This is a genomic window from Polynucleobacter parvulilacunae, assembly GCF_018881715.1.
Lineage (GTDB): Bacteria > Pseudomonadota > Gammaproteobacteria > Burkholderiales > Burkholderiaceae > Polynucleobacter > Polynucleobacter parvulilacunae.
Genome location: NZ_JACVPW010000013.1, coordinates 243,428 through 257,633, shown reverse-complemented (window position 1 = coordinate 257,633; position 14,206 = coordinate 243,428). Strand labels below are relative to the sequence as shown.

Annotated in this window: 10 protein-coding genes and 2 tRNA genes; 2 read left to right on the top strand and 10 right to left on the bottom strand. The window is 45.7% G+C overall.

The genetic code is table 11. The features are described 5' to 3' along the window. Positions 1 to 15 precede the first annotated feature (15 nt). On the bottom strand, positions 16 to 690 hold the full coding sequence (locus tag ICN18_RS09705; protein WP_216190295.1) for an ABC transporter ATP-binding protein: 675 nt from the start codon (positions 688 to 690) through the stop codon (positions 16 to 18). Positions 691 to 692: 2 nt separating this feature from the next. Between ICN18_RS09705 and ICN18_RS09700 the strand changes: the two genes are divergently transcribed. Then, positions 693 to 1,364 (top strand): arylesterase, encoded by a 672-nt coding sequence (locus ICN18_RS09700; protein ID WP_255532192.1) that lies wholly within the window; start codon positions 693 to 695, stop codon positions 1,362 to 1,364. 6 nt (positions 1,365 to 1,370) lie between these two features. Here ICN18_RS09700 and ICN18_RS09695 read toward each other — a convergent pair whose 3' ends face one another. From ICN18_RS09695 to ispD, 9 genes are all read right to left on the bottom strand, one after another. Beyond that, the gene (locus tag ICN18_RS09695; protein ID WP_216190294.1) at positions 1,371 to 2,834 is read right to left on the bottom strand and encodes a peptidylprolyl isomerase; all 1,464 of its coding nucleotides are present in this window, start codon (positions 2,832 to 2,834) and stop codon (positions 1,371 to 1,373) included. A 107-nt stretch (positions 2,835 to 2,941) separates the two neighbouring features. After that, positions 2,942 to 3,017: transfer RNA gene (locus tag ICN18_RS09690), tRNA-Val, on the bottom strand. Between the two features lie 106 nt (positions 3,018 to 3,123). Beyond that, entirely contained in the window at positions 3,124 to 5,556 is a 2,433-nt protein-coding gene (gene lon, locus ICN18_RS09685; RefSeq protein ID WP_216190293.1) for an endopeptidase La, read from the bottom strand. Positions 5,557 to 5,744: 188 nt separating this feature from the next. After that, positions 5,745 to 7,106 (bottom strand): ATP-dependent Clp protease ATP-binding subunit ClpX, encoded by a 1,362-nt coding sequence (clpX, locus tag ICN18_RS09680; RefSeq protein WP_216190292.1) that lies wholly within the window; start codon positions 7,104 to 7,106, stop codon positions 5,745 to 5,747. Positions 7,107 to 7,126: 20 nt separating this feature from the next. Then, the gene (gene clpP, locus ICN18_RS09675) at positions 7,127 to 7,756 is read right to left on the bottom strand and encodes an ATP-dependent Clp endopeptidase proteolytic subunit ClpP (RefSeq protein ID WP_216190291.1); all 630 of its coding nucleotides are present in this window, start codon (positions 7,754 to 7,756) and stop codon (positions 7,127 to 7,129) included. A gap of 34 nt (positions 7,757 to 7,790) precedes the next feature. Then, positions 7,791 to 9,128 (bottom strand): trigger factor, encoded by a 1,338-nt coding sequence (tig, locus tag ICN18_RS09670; RefSeq protein ID WP_216190290.1) that lies wholly within the window; start codon positions 9,126 to 9,128, stop codon positions 7,791 to 7,793. 57 nt (positions 9,129 to 9,185) lie between these two features. Then, a tRNA-Leu gene (locus tag ICN18_RS09665) sits at positions 9,186 to 9,272 on the bottom strand. Positions 9,273 to 9,350: 78 nt separating this feature from the next. Continuing rightward, on the bottom strand, positions 9,351 to 9,854 hold the full coding sequence (gene ispF, locus ICN18_RS09660) for a 2-C-methyl-D-erythritol 2,4-cyclodiphosphate synthase (protein ID WP_216190289.1): 504 nt from the start codon (positions 9,852 to 9,854) through the stop codon (positions 9,351 to 9,353). Between the two features lie 13 nt (positions 9,855 to 9,867). Beyond that, the gene (gene ispD / locus ICN18_RS09655; RefSeq protein ID WP_216190288.1) at positions 9,868 to 10,617 is read right to left on the bottom strand and encodes a 2-C-methyl-D-erythritol 4-phosphate cytidylyltransferase; all 750 of its coding nucleotides are present in this window, start codon (positions 10,615 to 10,617) and stop codon (positions 9,868 to 9,870) included. A gap of 23 nt (positions 10,618 to 10,640) precedes the next feature. On the opposite strand from ispD, the gene mfd reads away from it, so the two are divergent. Continuing rightward, positions 10,641 to 14,183 (top strand): transcription-repair coupling factor, encoded by a 3,543-nt coding sequence (gene mfd, locus ICN18_RS09650; RefSeq protein WP_216190287.1) that lies wholly within the window; start codon positions 10,641 to 10,643, stop codon positions 14,181 to 14,183. Positions 14,184 to 14,206 lie beyond the last annotated feature (23 nt).

The window sequence follows — 14,206 nt, the reverse complement described above, 5'->3', positions numbered from 1 at the left end:
ATTATAAGGTTTTGCCTACAGCAATCTCCCGCCCTGAAGGTGTAATTGCCGCTGACATCGATCTGCCAAGGCTTGGTCATGGGTTACCAAAACCAGGGTCGAATGATTGGCCCGATTTAGCTCAAAAAGGAGCTCAATAACCCGGTTTCCGCTTGCTTCGTCAAGGCTGCCAGTGGGTTCATCCGCAAATAGTACGGCCGGCTTCATGATGAAGGCCCTGGCCAAAGCCACTCTTTGTTGCTCCCCGCCAGACAAGGTTTTGGGGAAATGATTGGCTCGTTCACTCAGGCCTACTTGCTCAAGGCAAGCCAGGGCATTATCTTTGGCCATTGTTAGGCCATTGAGTTCCGCTGGAAGCATGACATTTTCTAGCGCAGTGAGATGGGCAAGCAGCTGAAAAGATTGAAATACAAAACCCACTTTTTGACCCCGCAATTTGGCTCGACCATCCTCATCCAATAGATTCAGATTTTGGGAGGCCAATTCAACGTGCCCACTGGTAGGTGCATCGAGTCCGGCCAAAAGTCCAAGTAAAGTGCTTTTTCCAGATCCAGATGCTCCGGTAATAGCAACGCTCTCACCCTCACAGACATCAAAGCTAATGTCGTGCAAAATAGTTAATGATCCATCGCTAGATAAAACTTGTTTACCTAGATGTATCGCACTGAGGACTTTTTCCGGAATACTCATAGATGATTCAATTGCACTGGTTGAACGGCTTAGGTAAAAAATCGATAACCATATCAATGGCATTGACGCTATTTTGCCTGCTTATTCCATTTGGCACACGAGCCCAGGCCAATCCTGTTATTTTGGTTATGGGTGATAGCCTCTCTGCAGAATATGGATTGGCACGTGGTACCGGCTGGGTAAGGATGCTTGAGGGCCAACTCCAAAAAGAATCAAGCCCTTGGACTGTCTTTAATGCCAGCATTAGCGGGGAAACAAGTTCCGGTGGCTTGGCTAGATTACCAAAGCTCTTAGAGCAAAAAAAGCCCGGAATTGTTCTTTTGGAACTCGGTGCAAACGATGCTCTACGTGGACTATCAATTCAAGAGTCAGATAAAAATTTGCGCAAGATGATTCAGTTGAGCAAAGTCTCAGGGGCAAAGGTTCTATTATTTGGCATGCAAATTCCACCCAATTATGGGCAGGAATACACCAGGCAATTTCAAGAGCTATATCCAAAACTTGCTCGTCAAGAGCAAGTTGAACTACTTCCATTCTTTCTAAAGGGTGTAGCTGCTGATATCAACTTATTTCAAGCAGATCGTATGCATCCAAATGAGAAGGCACAAAGCATTCTCTTTAGAAACGTATGGGGCGCAATGGCCCCATATCAAACACTACTTAAGAACAAATAACTCTAGTTAACTACCGGAGCCAGATGATGGTGGCTTAAGGGGGTTGATGACTTTAACTCCAGCGACATCACGCCAGTAAGCCATAAAGCCCGCAAATTCAGACTGGGCCGCTAAGGCTTGGATTTGCTGAGCTTGTGCTTTATGCACCTTGGCATCAACACCGCTAGGCTGACGTACCTGATCAACGCGATACAAAATCATGCCGACTCCTGGGTTTTGAACTGAAACAACCGCAGGGAATTTATCTGGATTAACCGACATCACATCATCAAGCGCCCCACCCACTAAGTTTCCTGGCTTGTTACGAGACACCCAAATTGGGCTAGCAAATCCTACTGCGATTTTGGGATCTTTTTCCAAAGCAGCAAAACGATCAGCAGCGGCAGACACAGCTAGCTTTTCAGCCATACGTTGACTTACCTGACGTTTAACCTCTGAGGCAACATCTTTATAAGGCAGAATTTGCGCTGGGTGAAAAGTCACCACTCGAGCAGAAACAAAAACACCCGGAGATGTTTGTACGGCTTCAATATTGCGCTTGTTCTTAACGGCTTCATCACCAAACAAAGATTGAACCACCTTCGGATTGGCTAATGGGTGATCTTTTGTAACGCCGGTTGCACCAGAGCGAGTAACACCTTTTTGAGTCTGCACGCTAAGTTTTAATTTATCAGCAGCCGGCTTAAGACTATCCGACTGGTCATAAGTCATATTTGCAAATTGGTCGGCTTTTTCACTAAACACCTTTGAATCTTCTTTTGGATCAGCCTTGAGAACAATGTACTCAACATCAACGTACTCTGGACTCTCAAAGAGCTTAGCGTTGGCGTTATAGAAAGCCTGGAGGTCTTCTTGGGATGGATTGACCTTAGACAAGTAATCTTTCGCATCAAACGATAAAGCCTGAACTTGGCGCTCAGTCTCATAAAGGGTTGAAACGATTTCAGATAATTTTGGGCTGCCGATTTCTGTACGGGCTACTGAGTTAACAAGCTGACTGATTTTGAGATCAAAAGCTTGGCTTGCGTAAAACTGTTCTTCGTTTAAGCCATTGCTAGCCAAAAGTTGTTTAAAACGTGTGTCATCAAAACTTCCGTCTTGCTTATATAAAGCACGAATTTGCGGAATATTTTGCAGGCTCTTCACTAGCGCTTCTTTGCCAACTTGCAAACGTAAGTCACTAACAGCAAAACCGAGGATGCGTTGCTGCAATAACTCATTCAGTATTGCTTGTCTAAATTGGAGACTTTGCGCTATCTGCGCATTACCACCGACACGCTCTGCTTGACGCTTAGCGGCAGAGTCGACTTCTTGCGCTGTAATAGGTTTGCCATTGATTTTGACAAGATCTGTCTCTTTATCCAAGAAACTGGAATAGCTTGAGATTCCGAAGAATGCAAAAGACGGAACAATTAAAAGCATTAAAACAAACTGCAAAATGCGTTGGTGTTTACGGACAGTATCAAACATGTAAAAGTTCGCTAGTAAAAAGGATCAATACCACGAGTGTACTAGGGGTGTAGCTTGGGGGTATTGAAATGCCTGAGTAGGCTTAGAAAGAATCATATGCAATAGTTTGGTGGGCGCTGAGAGGCTCGAACTCCCGACATTCTGCGTGTAAGGCAGACGCTCTACCAACTGAGCTAAGCGCCCCAAATTATTACAGCTAAGATTGTAACCTAAGCGTGGAATTTGGGTGGATTTTCCGCTAAACCGACCTCATTGACAGAGGAGAATTTAGCGAAAAATCACCCTATTTTCAGTGCTTAAGAACGTCTGCTGAGGCACCCTTTTCACTTACCTTACTAGCTTCAGCAGCCTTTTTAGCAAGCTCTTCCGGCGTAGGGTCCGGCAAGGCTTCAGGCATACGCTCTAGTGCCAATTCAAGAACCTTATCAATCCAGCGTACCGGAATAATCTCAATCGCATTTTTGACGTTATCTGGGATATCAATAAGATCCTTCACGTTTTCTTCCGGAATTAAAGCCAGCTTAATACCACCACGATGTGCCGCCAGGAGCTTTTCCTTTAAACCACCAATCGGCAATACCTCGCCACGTAAAGTGATTTCACCAGTCATCGCAACGTCTGAGCGAATTGGAATGCCCGTAAACACAGAAACCAAAGCAGTTGTGATCGCAATTCCTGCGGATGGACCATCCTTTGGGGTTGCGCCATCGGGGAAGTGAATATGAATATCCTTCTTCTCAAAAGCCTCATCCGTAATACCAAGACGCCTTGCTCTTGAACGAACTACGGTACGGGCCGCTTCAACAGATTCTTTCATCACATCTCCGATGGAGCCGGTACGAGTGATGACGCCTTTTCCAGGCATGACAGCAGCTTCAATAGTGAGCAAATCACCGCCCACTTCAGTCCACGCGAGGCCAGTAACTTGACCCACTTGATTTTCTTTACCAGCCAAACCAAAGTCATACATACGCACCGAGAGGAATTTCTCTAAGTTGTCTGCATTAACAACTACAGGCGCAGCCTCTTTCTTTAAGAGCAACAGCTTCACCACTTTGCGGCAGATCTTGCTGATTTCGCGCTCTAAAGAACGGACACCTGCCTCGCGGGTGTAGTAACGAATCATGTTGCGTACAGCGCTATCTTCAATCTTGAGTTCGTCTTTTTTCAAGCCGTTGTTTTTGACTTGCTTTGGAATCAAATAATTCACAGCAATACTAGTTTTTTCATCCTCTGTATAGCCAGCCAAACGAATGATCTCAAGTCGATCCAATAACGGGCCTGGGATATTCAAAGAATTTGAGGTAGCAACAAACATTACATCGGAGAGATCAAAATCAACCTCTACATAATGGTCTTGGAAGGTATGGTTTTGTTCTGGATCTAAAACCTCAAGCAATGCACTTGCAGGATCGCCGCGGAAATCCATACCCATCTTATCCACTTCATCCAATAGGAATAATGGATTGCGCACACCAACCTTAGTCAGGCTAGTTAAAATTTTGCCAGGCATAGAGCCAATATAAGTACGACGGTGACCACGAATCTCAGATTCATCACGAACGCCACCTAAAGCCATACGCACAAATTTTCTATTCGTAGCGCGCGCAATAGATTGACCTAGCGATGTCTTACCAACACCGGGAGGGCCAACCAAACAAAGGATTGGCGCTTTCACGCGATCAACACGTTGCTGTACAGCGAGGTACTCCAAAATACGCTCTTTGACCTTATCAAGGCCATAGTGATCTTCATCTAATACTTTTTCAGCATTAGTGAGGTCATTATTGATCTTGGTCTTTTTCTTCCAAGGAAGATTCACAAGCGTATCAATAAAGTTGCGGATGACAGTGGCTTCAGCCGACATCGGCGACATCAACTTGAGCTTCTTGAGCTCTGATTCTGCCTTCTTCAATGCTTCCTTAGGCATGCGTGCAGCCTTGATACGCTTCTCGAGCTCCTCAAGATCGGCACCCTCCTCACCCTCACCCAATTCTTTCTGAATTGCTTTGACTTGCTCATTCAAGTAGTACTCGCGTTGACTCTTTTCCATCTGACGTTTCACGCGTCCACGAATGCGCTTCTCTACTTGCAGAATATCAATCTCACTTTCAAGATCAGCAAGCAAGCTTTCTAAACGCTGCACAACATCCGTCATTTCCAGTAAGCGTTGTTTTTGCTCAAGCTTTACAGGCAAGTGCGCGCAGATGGTGTCAGCCAATCGACTTGGATCATCAATGCCGCCCAATGAAGAGAGAATCTCTTGCGGCACTTTTTTATTGAGTTTTACGTATTGATCAAACTGCGCCATGATTGCGCGACGCAATGCCTCAGTTTCATGAGCATCAATTGCGTTAATAGCGGTTGGGGTTGCTTCACAATTAAAGTAACCAAGGCTATCTTCAATTTGACTCACTTCAGCGCGCTGAACACCCTCAACAAGCACCTTTACAGTGCCATCTGGCAACTTGAGCATCTGCAATATATTGGCAATACAGCCCACCTCATACAAATCTTCAATAACAGGTTCATCCTTAGCAGCTGTCTTTTGAGCAACCAATAGGACATTTTTGCCAGTTTCCATGGCAGCCTCGAGGGCTTTTATCGATTTGGGGCGACCCACGAATAGTGGAATCACCATATGAGGAAACACAACTACGTCTCTTAATGGGAGTAAAGGTAGTTGAATCGGTTCAGAGGGTAGTAATAAGTGGCCAGGCATGGGGCAAATCCTCCAAAGTAATCAATCCTCAAAAGTCTTTAATAGTGCAATCAAATTATTAGCCACTAAATACAGACATTATTCTTGAGTAGCATACTACCTATATGGGTAGGCTTTAGAGAAAAACAAGGGGTAAAAAGACAAAAAAGGGGCAAAAATGCCCCAAAAATAGCGAAAACCCTAAGAATTTAGGCTTTTTTGCTCAAATCAGCCTGTTCGGCATCCTGCTTGTAGACCAAAAGTGGTTTTCCGCCATCAGCGATACTGCTTTCATCGATAACGACTTTTTGGACATTCTTCAGGGATGGCAGGTCATACATCACATCCATCAATGAGCCCTCAAGAATAGATCTAAGGCCGCGAGCACCAGTTTTGCGAGCAATGGCCTTTTTAGCGATAGCAGAGAGCGCTTCACGACGTACTTCCAGCTCGGAGCCTTCCATAGTCAAGAGCGCTTGATATTGCTTTACCAACGCATTTTTAGGCTCAGTCAGAATCTGAATTAAGGCCTCTTCATCCAATTGGGCCAAAGTGGCAACTACAGGTAATCGGCCGATTAACTCTGGAATCAAACCAAACTTAATTAAATCCTCAGGTTCTACTTCAATCAGGAGATCGCTTACGCCACGATCATCCTTGCCAGGAACAGTGGCATTGAAACCAATACCTGTTTTAGCGGTACGTTGCTGAATGACTTTCTCAAGACCATCAAATGCGCCACCACAAATAAACAAAATATTGGTTGTATCAACTTGCAAGAAATCTTGATTAGGATGCTTACGACCACCTTGAGGCGGTACCGAAGCCATCGTACCCTCAACCAGCTTTAACAAGGCCTGTTGAACACCTTCACCAGAAACGTCACGAGTAATCGATGGATTATCTGACTTGCGTGAGATCTTATCGATCTCGTCAATATAAACAATTCCGCGTTGTGCTTTTTCTACGTTGTAGTCACAAGCCTGTAATAGTTTTTGGATGATGTTTTCAACGTCTTCACCAACATAACCTGCTTCAGTTAGTGTAGTTGCATCGGCCATAACAAATGGCACATCCAACATACGCGCTAATGTTTGCGCCAATAATGTTTTGCCTGAACCTGTTGGTCCAATCAGTAGTATGTTGCTCTTAGCTAGCTCGACGCCATCAACCATGGCCTTAGCCGGCACCTTAGATTCTTTCTTCTCAGAACCCTCAACCGGCTTGCCATCTTTATCTAGCTTCTCTTTTTTAGGCTTAGGTAAATACTGTAAGCGCTTGTAGTGGTTATAAACAGCAACCGCTAGAGTCTTCTTGGCATGATCTTGACCAATGACATACTGATCTAAGTTCTCACGTATTTGATGGGGTGTTGGCAGTGAATCATCGCCCTCTTCCTTGGGAAGCTTGGCAATTTCTTCTTGAATTATGTCGGTGCAAAGATCAATGCACTCATCGCAAATAAAAACAGATGGGCCCGCAATGAGTTTCTTAACCTCATTCTGACTTTTACCGCAGAAAGAGCAATGCAGAACTTTGTCTGCTGAATTAGTGGTGTTGGAATCACTCAAGGAAGTAATCTAATAGTGTATTAAGGACGCTTGTCGATGACTTTGTCGATCAAGCCATACTCTTGCGCCTGCTCTGCGGACATAAAGTTGTCGCGGTCAGTATCTTTAGCAATTGTTTCAATCGTTTGACCTGTGCGATCAGACAAGATTTTGTTGAGGCGCTCACGCAAGTACAAAATCTCGCGCGCTTGAATCTCGATATCGGAAGCTTGGCCACGCGCACCGCCCAATGGCTGGTGAATCATGACGCGTGAATTTGGCAAAGCATAACGCTTCCCTTTCTCACCGGCACACAACAAAAATGCACCCATACTTGCAGCCATACCCATGCATAAGGTACTTACATGTGGCTTGATAAATTGCATTGTGTCGTAAATAGCTAAGCCAGCTGAAACTGAACCACCAGGGGAGTTGATATACAGAGAAATTTCTTTATCTGGGTTTTCACTTTCCAGGAAGAGCAGCTGTGCAATGACTAAATTAGCAGTTTGGTCATTCACTTCACCAACTAGGAAGACTACGCGCTCACGCAGCAACCTGGAGTAGATATCGTAAGCACGCTCACCCCTACCAGAGGTTTCAATCACCATTGGAACCAAACCTAAGCCTTTTGGTTCTAGATTTTCAGACTGAGAATGATTGTGGATCATATTGAAACCTCTTGTGGGTAGATGAGTGACTGACTTAGTTTAGCTTGCTGAGCTCTTCAAAGCTTACCGCTTTGTCGCTTACTTTAGCTTGTGTTGTGAAGAACTTAATGACATTATCTTCAAGCACAAGGTTCTCGATGTCTTTTAAACGGCTAGGATTGCTATAGAACCAACGAACCACTTCTTTTGGATCTTCGTAAGTAGCGGCCTGCTCATCGATTTCAGCTTTAATTTGATCTGCAGTAGCAGCCAAGTTTTGCTTCTTCACTAATTCGCTGAGGATCAAACCAAGGCGAACACGTTTAGTAGCCTGCTCAGTAAAAATCTCAGCAGGAATTGGAGCATCTTTTGCATTTGGCACACCACGCTGCATTAAGTCTTGGCGAGCACCTTCAACCAAACGCTCTTGCTCGGAAGCCACCAAAGATTTAGGCACATCGAGTTCGCACAAGCTGTTGAGCTTATCCATTACTTCATTTTTTAACAAAGAAGTAATGCGACGCTTTACTTCGCGATCTAAATTTTCTTTTACTTCAGCGCGCATTTTGGCAACGCCACCTTCAGCAACACCCAAAGATAATGCAAATGCATCATCAACAGCTGGGAGGTGCGGCCAATTAACTGACTTCACAGTAATAGTGAACTCAGCCGTTTTACCTGCTACATCTTTGCCATGGTAATCGGCTGGGAAGCTCAATGGGAATGATTTGCTTTCGCCCGCTTTGAGACCCAAAGTTGCCGCCTCAAATTCAGGAAGCATACGGCCTTCACCCAATACATATTCAAAGTTTTCGGCTTTGCCGCCAGCAAACTCAATGCCATCAATCTTGCCAACGAAGTCAATAACAACTTGGTCGCCATTTTGTGCTGCAGTACTAGAACCGCCGTCGCCATGGGCGCCAGCTTCACCACGTGGGTGGTAATGAACTTGCTGTTTACGCAATACATCTAAGGCGCGATCAATTTCAGCTTCGCCAATATCAGTTGTGTATTTCGTTACTTCAGCTTTACTAAAGTCACCAATCTTCACTTCTGGCAATACTTCAAAGAAGGCATCGAAGACAATTTTGTCAGCATCAATTTCACTCTTTGGCTCAAGACGTGGTTGACCGGCTAATGCAACGCCCTCTTTTTGGGCTAGCTCATAAAACATTTCAGCAGCTTTATCAAACTGGAGTTCAAAATCCACTTGCATGCCATGTTGTTTTTCAACGAGATTTTTTGGAACTTTGCCAGGGCGAAAGCCAGCCATTTTCATGGTCTTACCAACTTTAGCCAAACGGGCTTCACGCGCTTTTGCCAAATCGGCACGAGCGAATTCCAAAGTCATTTTGCGGTCTAGTGAACCTAAATTTTCTATCTGCACAGCCATTCTCGTCTCTTAATTGAAGATCTGGAAATGTGAAGTCCAAGCCAAGTAGCAATCTTGTGGTGCGAGGAGGGGGACTCGAACCCCCACACCATTTCTGGCGTCAGGACCTAAACCTGGTGCGTCTACCAATTTCGCCATCCTCGCGAATATCCGCAAACTGCCAAGCTTAGACTTCACTCTAAAGACCGTAATTCTACAATGCCTAGGGTTTTAGAGGATCTTTTAGGCCTTATAGAGCAAAGCGACCGCATGGACGGCAACACCCTCGCCTCTGCCTAAATGGCCCAGGGATTCATTGGTCTTAGCCTTGAGATTGACATGGCTAGGGGTAACAGCCAAATCAGCAGCAATATTACGGACCATTTCAGGCAAAAAATCGGCCAATTTTGGCTTCTGGCAAATAATCGTGGCATCGACGTTGCCAATCTGAAAGCCTGCTGCCTGGACTTTTTGCAAGGCAGCGCGGAGCAAAATACGACTATCCATATCCTTAAACTGGGGGTCGGTATCTGGAAATAACTGCCCAATATCATTTAAACCAGCGGCGCCAAGCAAGGCATCCGTTAGTGCATGTAAAAGTGCATCTGCATCTGAGTGACCTAATAGGCCCTTGTCATAAGGCACATGAACACCGCCCAAAATGAGTTTGCGGTCTGACACTAAAGCATGTACGTCGTAACCCTGGCCAATGCGAAATTGCGGAATGTGAGAGTTTGATTGAGTCATATAAGGTCTTTATTTATTCGGCGCTTGAGCTTAGAAGCAATTGCATTAAATCCCAATCAGCAGGATGCGTCACTTTAAAGTTACGTGCAGCGCCTTCTATTAATAGAGGCTTTGCGCCAGCCAACTCAATTGCACTGGCCTCATCGGTCACATCCGCTTCAAGACGGATAGCACTCTCTAAAGCATCATGCAACTGCTTCAAGCCGAACATCTGGGGGGTTTGCGCCTGCCAAAGATGGTCACGCGGAATAGTTCTCTCTGAGTGAGGAATGTTCCCCGCGATTACCGAATCTAAATCGGCCTGCTTTAAGGTATCCGCCAAAGGCACAGCCAAAATACCGCCCGAGCTTGAGTCCTTTACAGAGTCAATCAATTTATTAATCAATGCCGGGGTAATTCCAGGCCGGGCCGCATCATGGACCAATATCCAATCATCTTCAGGAATCCCTGACTTCATCATGGCAGCCAAGGTATTTCGAACAGTTTCTTGTCGTGTTCGGCCGCCTGTTGGCACAACATGAATATCTGCCCCAGAGCTGGCAATTTTCTGCAAAACGGGGTTGTGAATAAACCCAGGGCTCACACCAATCCATATGGACTGAATCTGAGACGTCTCATTAAATGCTTTCAAAGCATAAGAGACCATCGGCTTTCCAGCCAAGCACTGGAACTGCTTAGGCAAATCTCCGCCCAGCCTAGAGCCAGTGCCAGCGGTTGGTAAAAGTGCGTGACAGCGCTTAGCTGAATGATTTCCAGAATCCATGCCTGATTCTATAATGAGCCCAGATGTCTGACGCATTAAATCTAGTACCCCCCATACCCGCTCCCCGGGCTGGGCAGCGCTTTACCTTTTCGGGGCTGGTCGGCTCATCAGATGCCGCTTTAATTGCCCAAACCGCCCTTCGCTATCGCGATCAGTTTTCAGCCATGGTGATTTTCTGTGCCCAAGCTCAGGAAGCCCAACGACTATTGGAAGAAATTCCGGCTTTTGCGCCACAGCTAAAAACAAGACTTCTTCCAGACTGGGAGATTCTTCCTTACGATCACTTTTCCCCACATCAAGATTTAGTCTCAGAGCGTTTAGCCACGCTCTACGAATTACTGAATGGTAGTTGCGATATTGTTTTAGTTCCAGTTACCACCGCGCTCCAGAGACTTGGTCCACCAGACTTTTTATCGGGCCATACCTTTTTCTTTAAGCAAGGCGACAAACTTAATGAAGCTGCTTTAAAGCTTCAGTTGCAACAAGCTGGGTATGACCCTGTTAGCGCCGTGATGCGCCCAGGTGAATACAGCATTCGTGGCGGTCTATTTGATTTATTTCCCATGGGATCGAGCCTTCCATACCGCCTCGATTTATTTGGTGATGAGATTGAGCAAATTCGTGCATTTGATCCCGATACTCAGCGAAGCCTCTACCCCGTTAAAGAAGTTCGCCTCCTGCCTGGACATGAATTTCCATTCGACGACGCCTCGCGTACTGCATTCAGGGGCCGCTGGAGAGAAGTATTTGAAGGCGATCCCAGCCGCTGCTCTATCTACAAGGATGCCAACCTAGGCATACCTAGCGCCGGCATTGAATCTTATCTCCCACTGTTCTTTGAAGAGAAATCCAATCTCTTTGATTACTTTCCGCGCTCTGGCGATCCTGTATGGCTTGTCAGCATTGGTGATGCTGAAGAAACCATTAAAGGCTTTTGGAAAGACACTCTCTCTCGCTATGAATTTCTCAAACATGATTTAGAGCGTCCAATTCTTCCTCCAAAAGAGTTATTTCTGGATGTGGATGAATTCTTTACAACGTCCAAACCCTTTGCACGTTTAACGCTTGAGAAAAATAGCTCAGAGAAAAGTCAATTTCTCGCTGTACCTGATGTTGCAGTTCATCGCCGCGATGCTGATCCAATTAATCTCCTACGCAAAGTCGCTGCATCAGAAAAGGTTCGCGTATTAATTTGTAGCGATAGTGCCGGGCGAAAAGAATCTATTCGTCAACTCTTTGATGAGAGTAATTTAGTTGCCGGTCTCGATGGCAAGCCCCTTTACCCGCTTAAACCAGAGGGCTTTGATAGTATTGCCGATTTTATTAAGAGCGATTCTTTATTTGGTCTAGTTACCGCACCGCTTTTTAATGGATTTTCTTGGCCCGCAGAAAATCTGCTGGTTATTACTGAGGCAGAGTTATTTACTACTACAGCAAGACAACGGCGCAAAGGTAAGGCAAGTGAAAATGCTGATCCTGATATGCTGTTTAAGGATCTGTCTGAGCTCAAGATCGGCGATCCCGTAGTTCATGCAGAGCATGGCATTGGACGTTACCAAGGATTAGTTCTTCTGAATTTAGCGCCACCTAAAGATGCACCTATATTCGAAGAGTTCCTCCATCTGCAGTATGCTGGTGAAGCCACCTTATACGTACCAGTGCAGCAATTGCAAATGGTGACACGCTACGCTGGATCAGATCCTGATTCAGCACCACTCCATCAACTGGGGTCTGGTCAGTGGGATAAAGCCAAGCGCAAAGCTGCTCAACAAATTCGAGATACTGCCGCTGAGCTTTTAGGTTTATATGCCGCCAGAGCTATTCGCAAAGGTCATGCGTTTGAGTTTTCAGCTCATGACTACGCGGCTTTTGCAGAAAGCTTTGGCTTTGAGGAAACGCCAGACCAGGCTAATGCTATTGCAGCCGTCATTGGTGATATGACTAGCGGCACACCAATGGATCGCTTGGTTTGTGGTGATGTTGGTTTTGGAAAAACAGAGGTAGCTCTGCGAGCCAGTTTTATTGCAGTGATGGGCGGCAAACAAGTGGCTATATTGGCGCCGACTACCCTGCTTGCTGAACAACATGTTGCCACCTGGAAAGATCGCTTTGCAGATTGGCCTGTACGCATTGTTGAGCTATCTCGCTTTAAGACTGCTAAAGAAATTAATGCTTCCTTAGAAGCTATTGCCAAAGGTGATGCAGACATCATTATTGGCACGCACAAACTGCTCTCCAAAGAAACGCAATTTGCTAATTTAGGTTTGGTCATCGTTGACGAGGAGCATCGCTTTGGTGTTCGTCAAAAAGATGCCCTCAAGGCCCTGCGTGCTGAGGTCGATATCTTGACTCTAACCGCTACACCAATCCCACGTACCCTAGGCATGGCTATGGAAGGACTTCGTGAGTTCTCGATCATTGCCACCGCCCCACAGAAACGACTGGCTATTAAAACGTTTGTAAGGCGTGAAGGTGATGGAGTAATACGTGAAGCGGTATTGCGGGAGATTAAACGTGGTGGCCAGGTTTACTTCCTGCACAACGAAGTAGAAACCATTCAAAATCGTAAGCACGCCCTACAAGAACTCATTCCGGAAGCGCGCATTAGTGTTGCTCACGGACAAATGCATGAGCGTGAACTGGAATCGGTCATGCGTGAATTCGTGACTCAGCGCACCAACATCTTGCTATGTACTACCATTATTGAAACCGGTATTGACGTTCCAACAGCTAATACCATCATCATGCACCGCGCTGATAAATTTGGTTTAGCCCAACTGCATCAATTGCGTGGACGCGTTGGGCGCTCCCATCACCAGGCTTATGCGTATTTGCTAGTCCCCGATCCTGAAGCACTCAGCAAGCAAGCGCAATTACGCCTCAATGCGATTCAGGCTATGGAAGAACTGGGCTCTGGCTTCTACTTAGCCATGCATGACTTAGAAATACGTGGGGCCGGTGAAGTGCTGGGGGATAAGCAATCTGGAGAAATCCATGAGATTGGTTACCAGCTCTATACCGAAATGCTTAACCGTGCCGTGAAGTCTCTGCGAAGTGGCAAGGAGCCAGATTTACTTTCGCCATTACAAGCGACAACCGATGTCAATCTTGGTGTTCCAGCCCTGCTACCCGAAGATTACTGTCCTGATGTGCATGAACGACTATCTTTGTATAAGCGCTTTGCCGGTACCCATGACTTCTCAGAGCTTATGGGCTTGCGTGAAGAGCTGGTTGATCGCTTTGGCGATCTGCCCGATCAAGCAAAGTCTTTTTATGAGACTCATCGTCTACGTCTCGAGATGACAGGCTTTGGCATCAAGAAAATTGACGCGACGCCTGTCTCAATACAGATTCAATTTATACCGAACCCACCAATCGATCCCATGAAGATCATTCAATTAATTCAGTCTTCAAAATACATTCAACTCAATGGTCAAGATAAGTTAAAAGTACTTCCCCAGAAAGACCGTGAATTTGAGAGGCTTGAACAGCGCCTTGATGCCATTCGCAATATCCTGCGCCGCCTCAATGAATCTGCGGTTTTAAGCCCTGCCAAAGCAAGTTAACAATCTAATAATCTAATAATTCG

Coding starts and splice junctions, on each gene's coding strand:
- ICN18_RS09705 (WP_216190295.1), bottom strand. CDS start 690: ATGAGTATTCCGGAAAAAGTCCTCAGTGCGATACATCTAGGTAAACAA.
- ICN18_RS09700 (WP_255532192.1), top strand. CDS start 693: ATGATTCAATTGCACTGGTTGAACGGCTTAGGTAAAAAATCGATAACC.
- ICN18_RS09695 (WP_216190294.1), bottom strand. CDS start 2,834: ATGTTTGATACTGTCCGTAAACACCAACGCATTTTGCAGTTTGTTTTA.
- lon (WP_216190293.1), bottom strand. CDS start 5,556: ATGCCTGGCCACTTATTACTACCCTCTGAACCGATTCAACTACCTTTA.
- clpP (WP_216190291.1), bottom strand. CDS start 7,756: ATGATCCACAATCATTCTCAGTCTGAAAATCTAGAACCAAAAGGCTTA.
- tig (WP_216190290.1), bottom strand. CDS start 9,128: ATGGCTGTGCAGATAGAAAATTTAGGTTCACTAGACCGCAAAATGACT.
- ispF (WP_216190289.1), bottom strand. CDS start 9,854: ATGACTCAATCAAACTCTCACATTCCGCAATTTCGCATTGGCCAGGGT.
- ispD (WP_216190288.1), bottom strand. CDS start 10,617: ATGGATTCTGGAAATCATTCAGCTAAGCGCTGTCACGCACTTTTACCA.
- mfd (WP_216190287.1), top strand. CDS start 10,641: ATGTCTGACGCATTAAATCTAGTACCCCCCATACCCGCTCCCCGGGCT.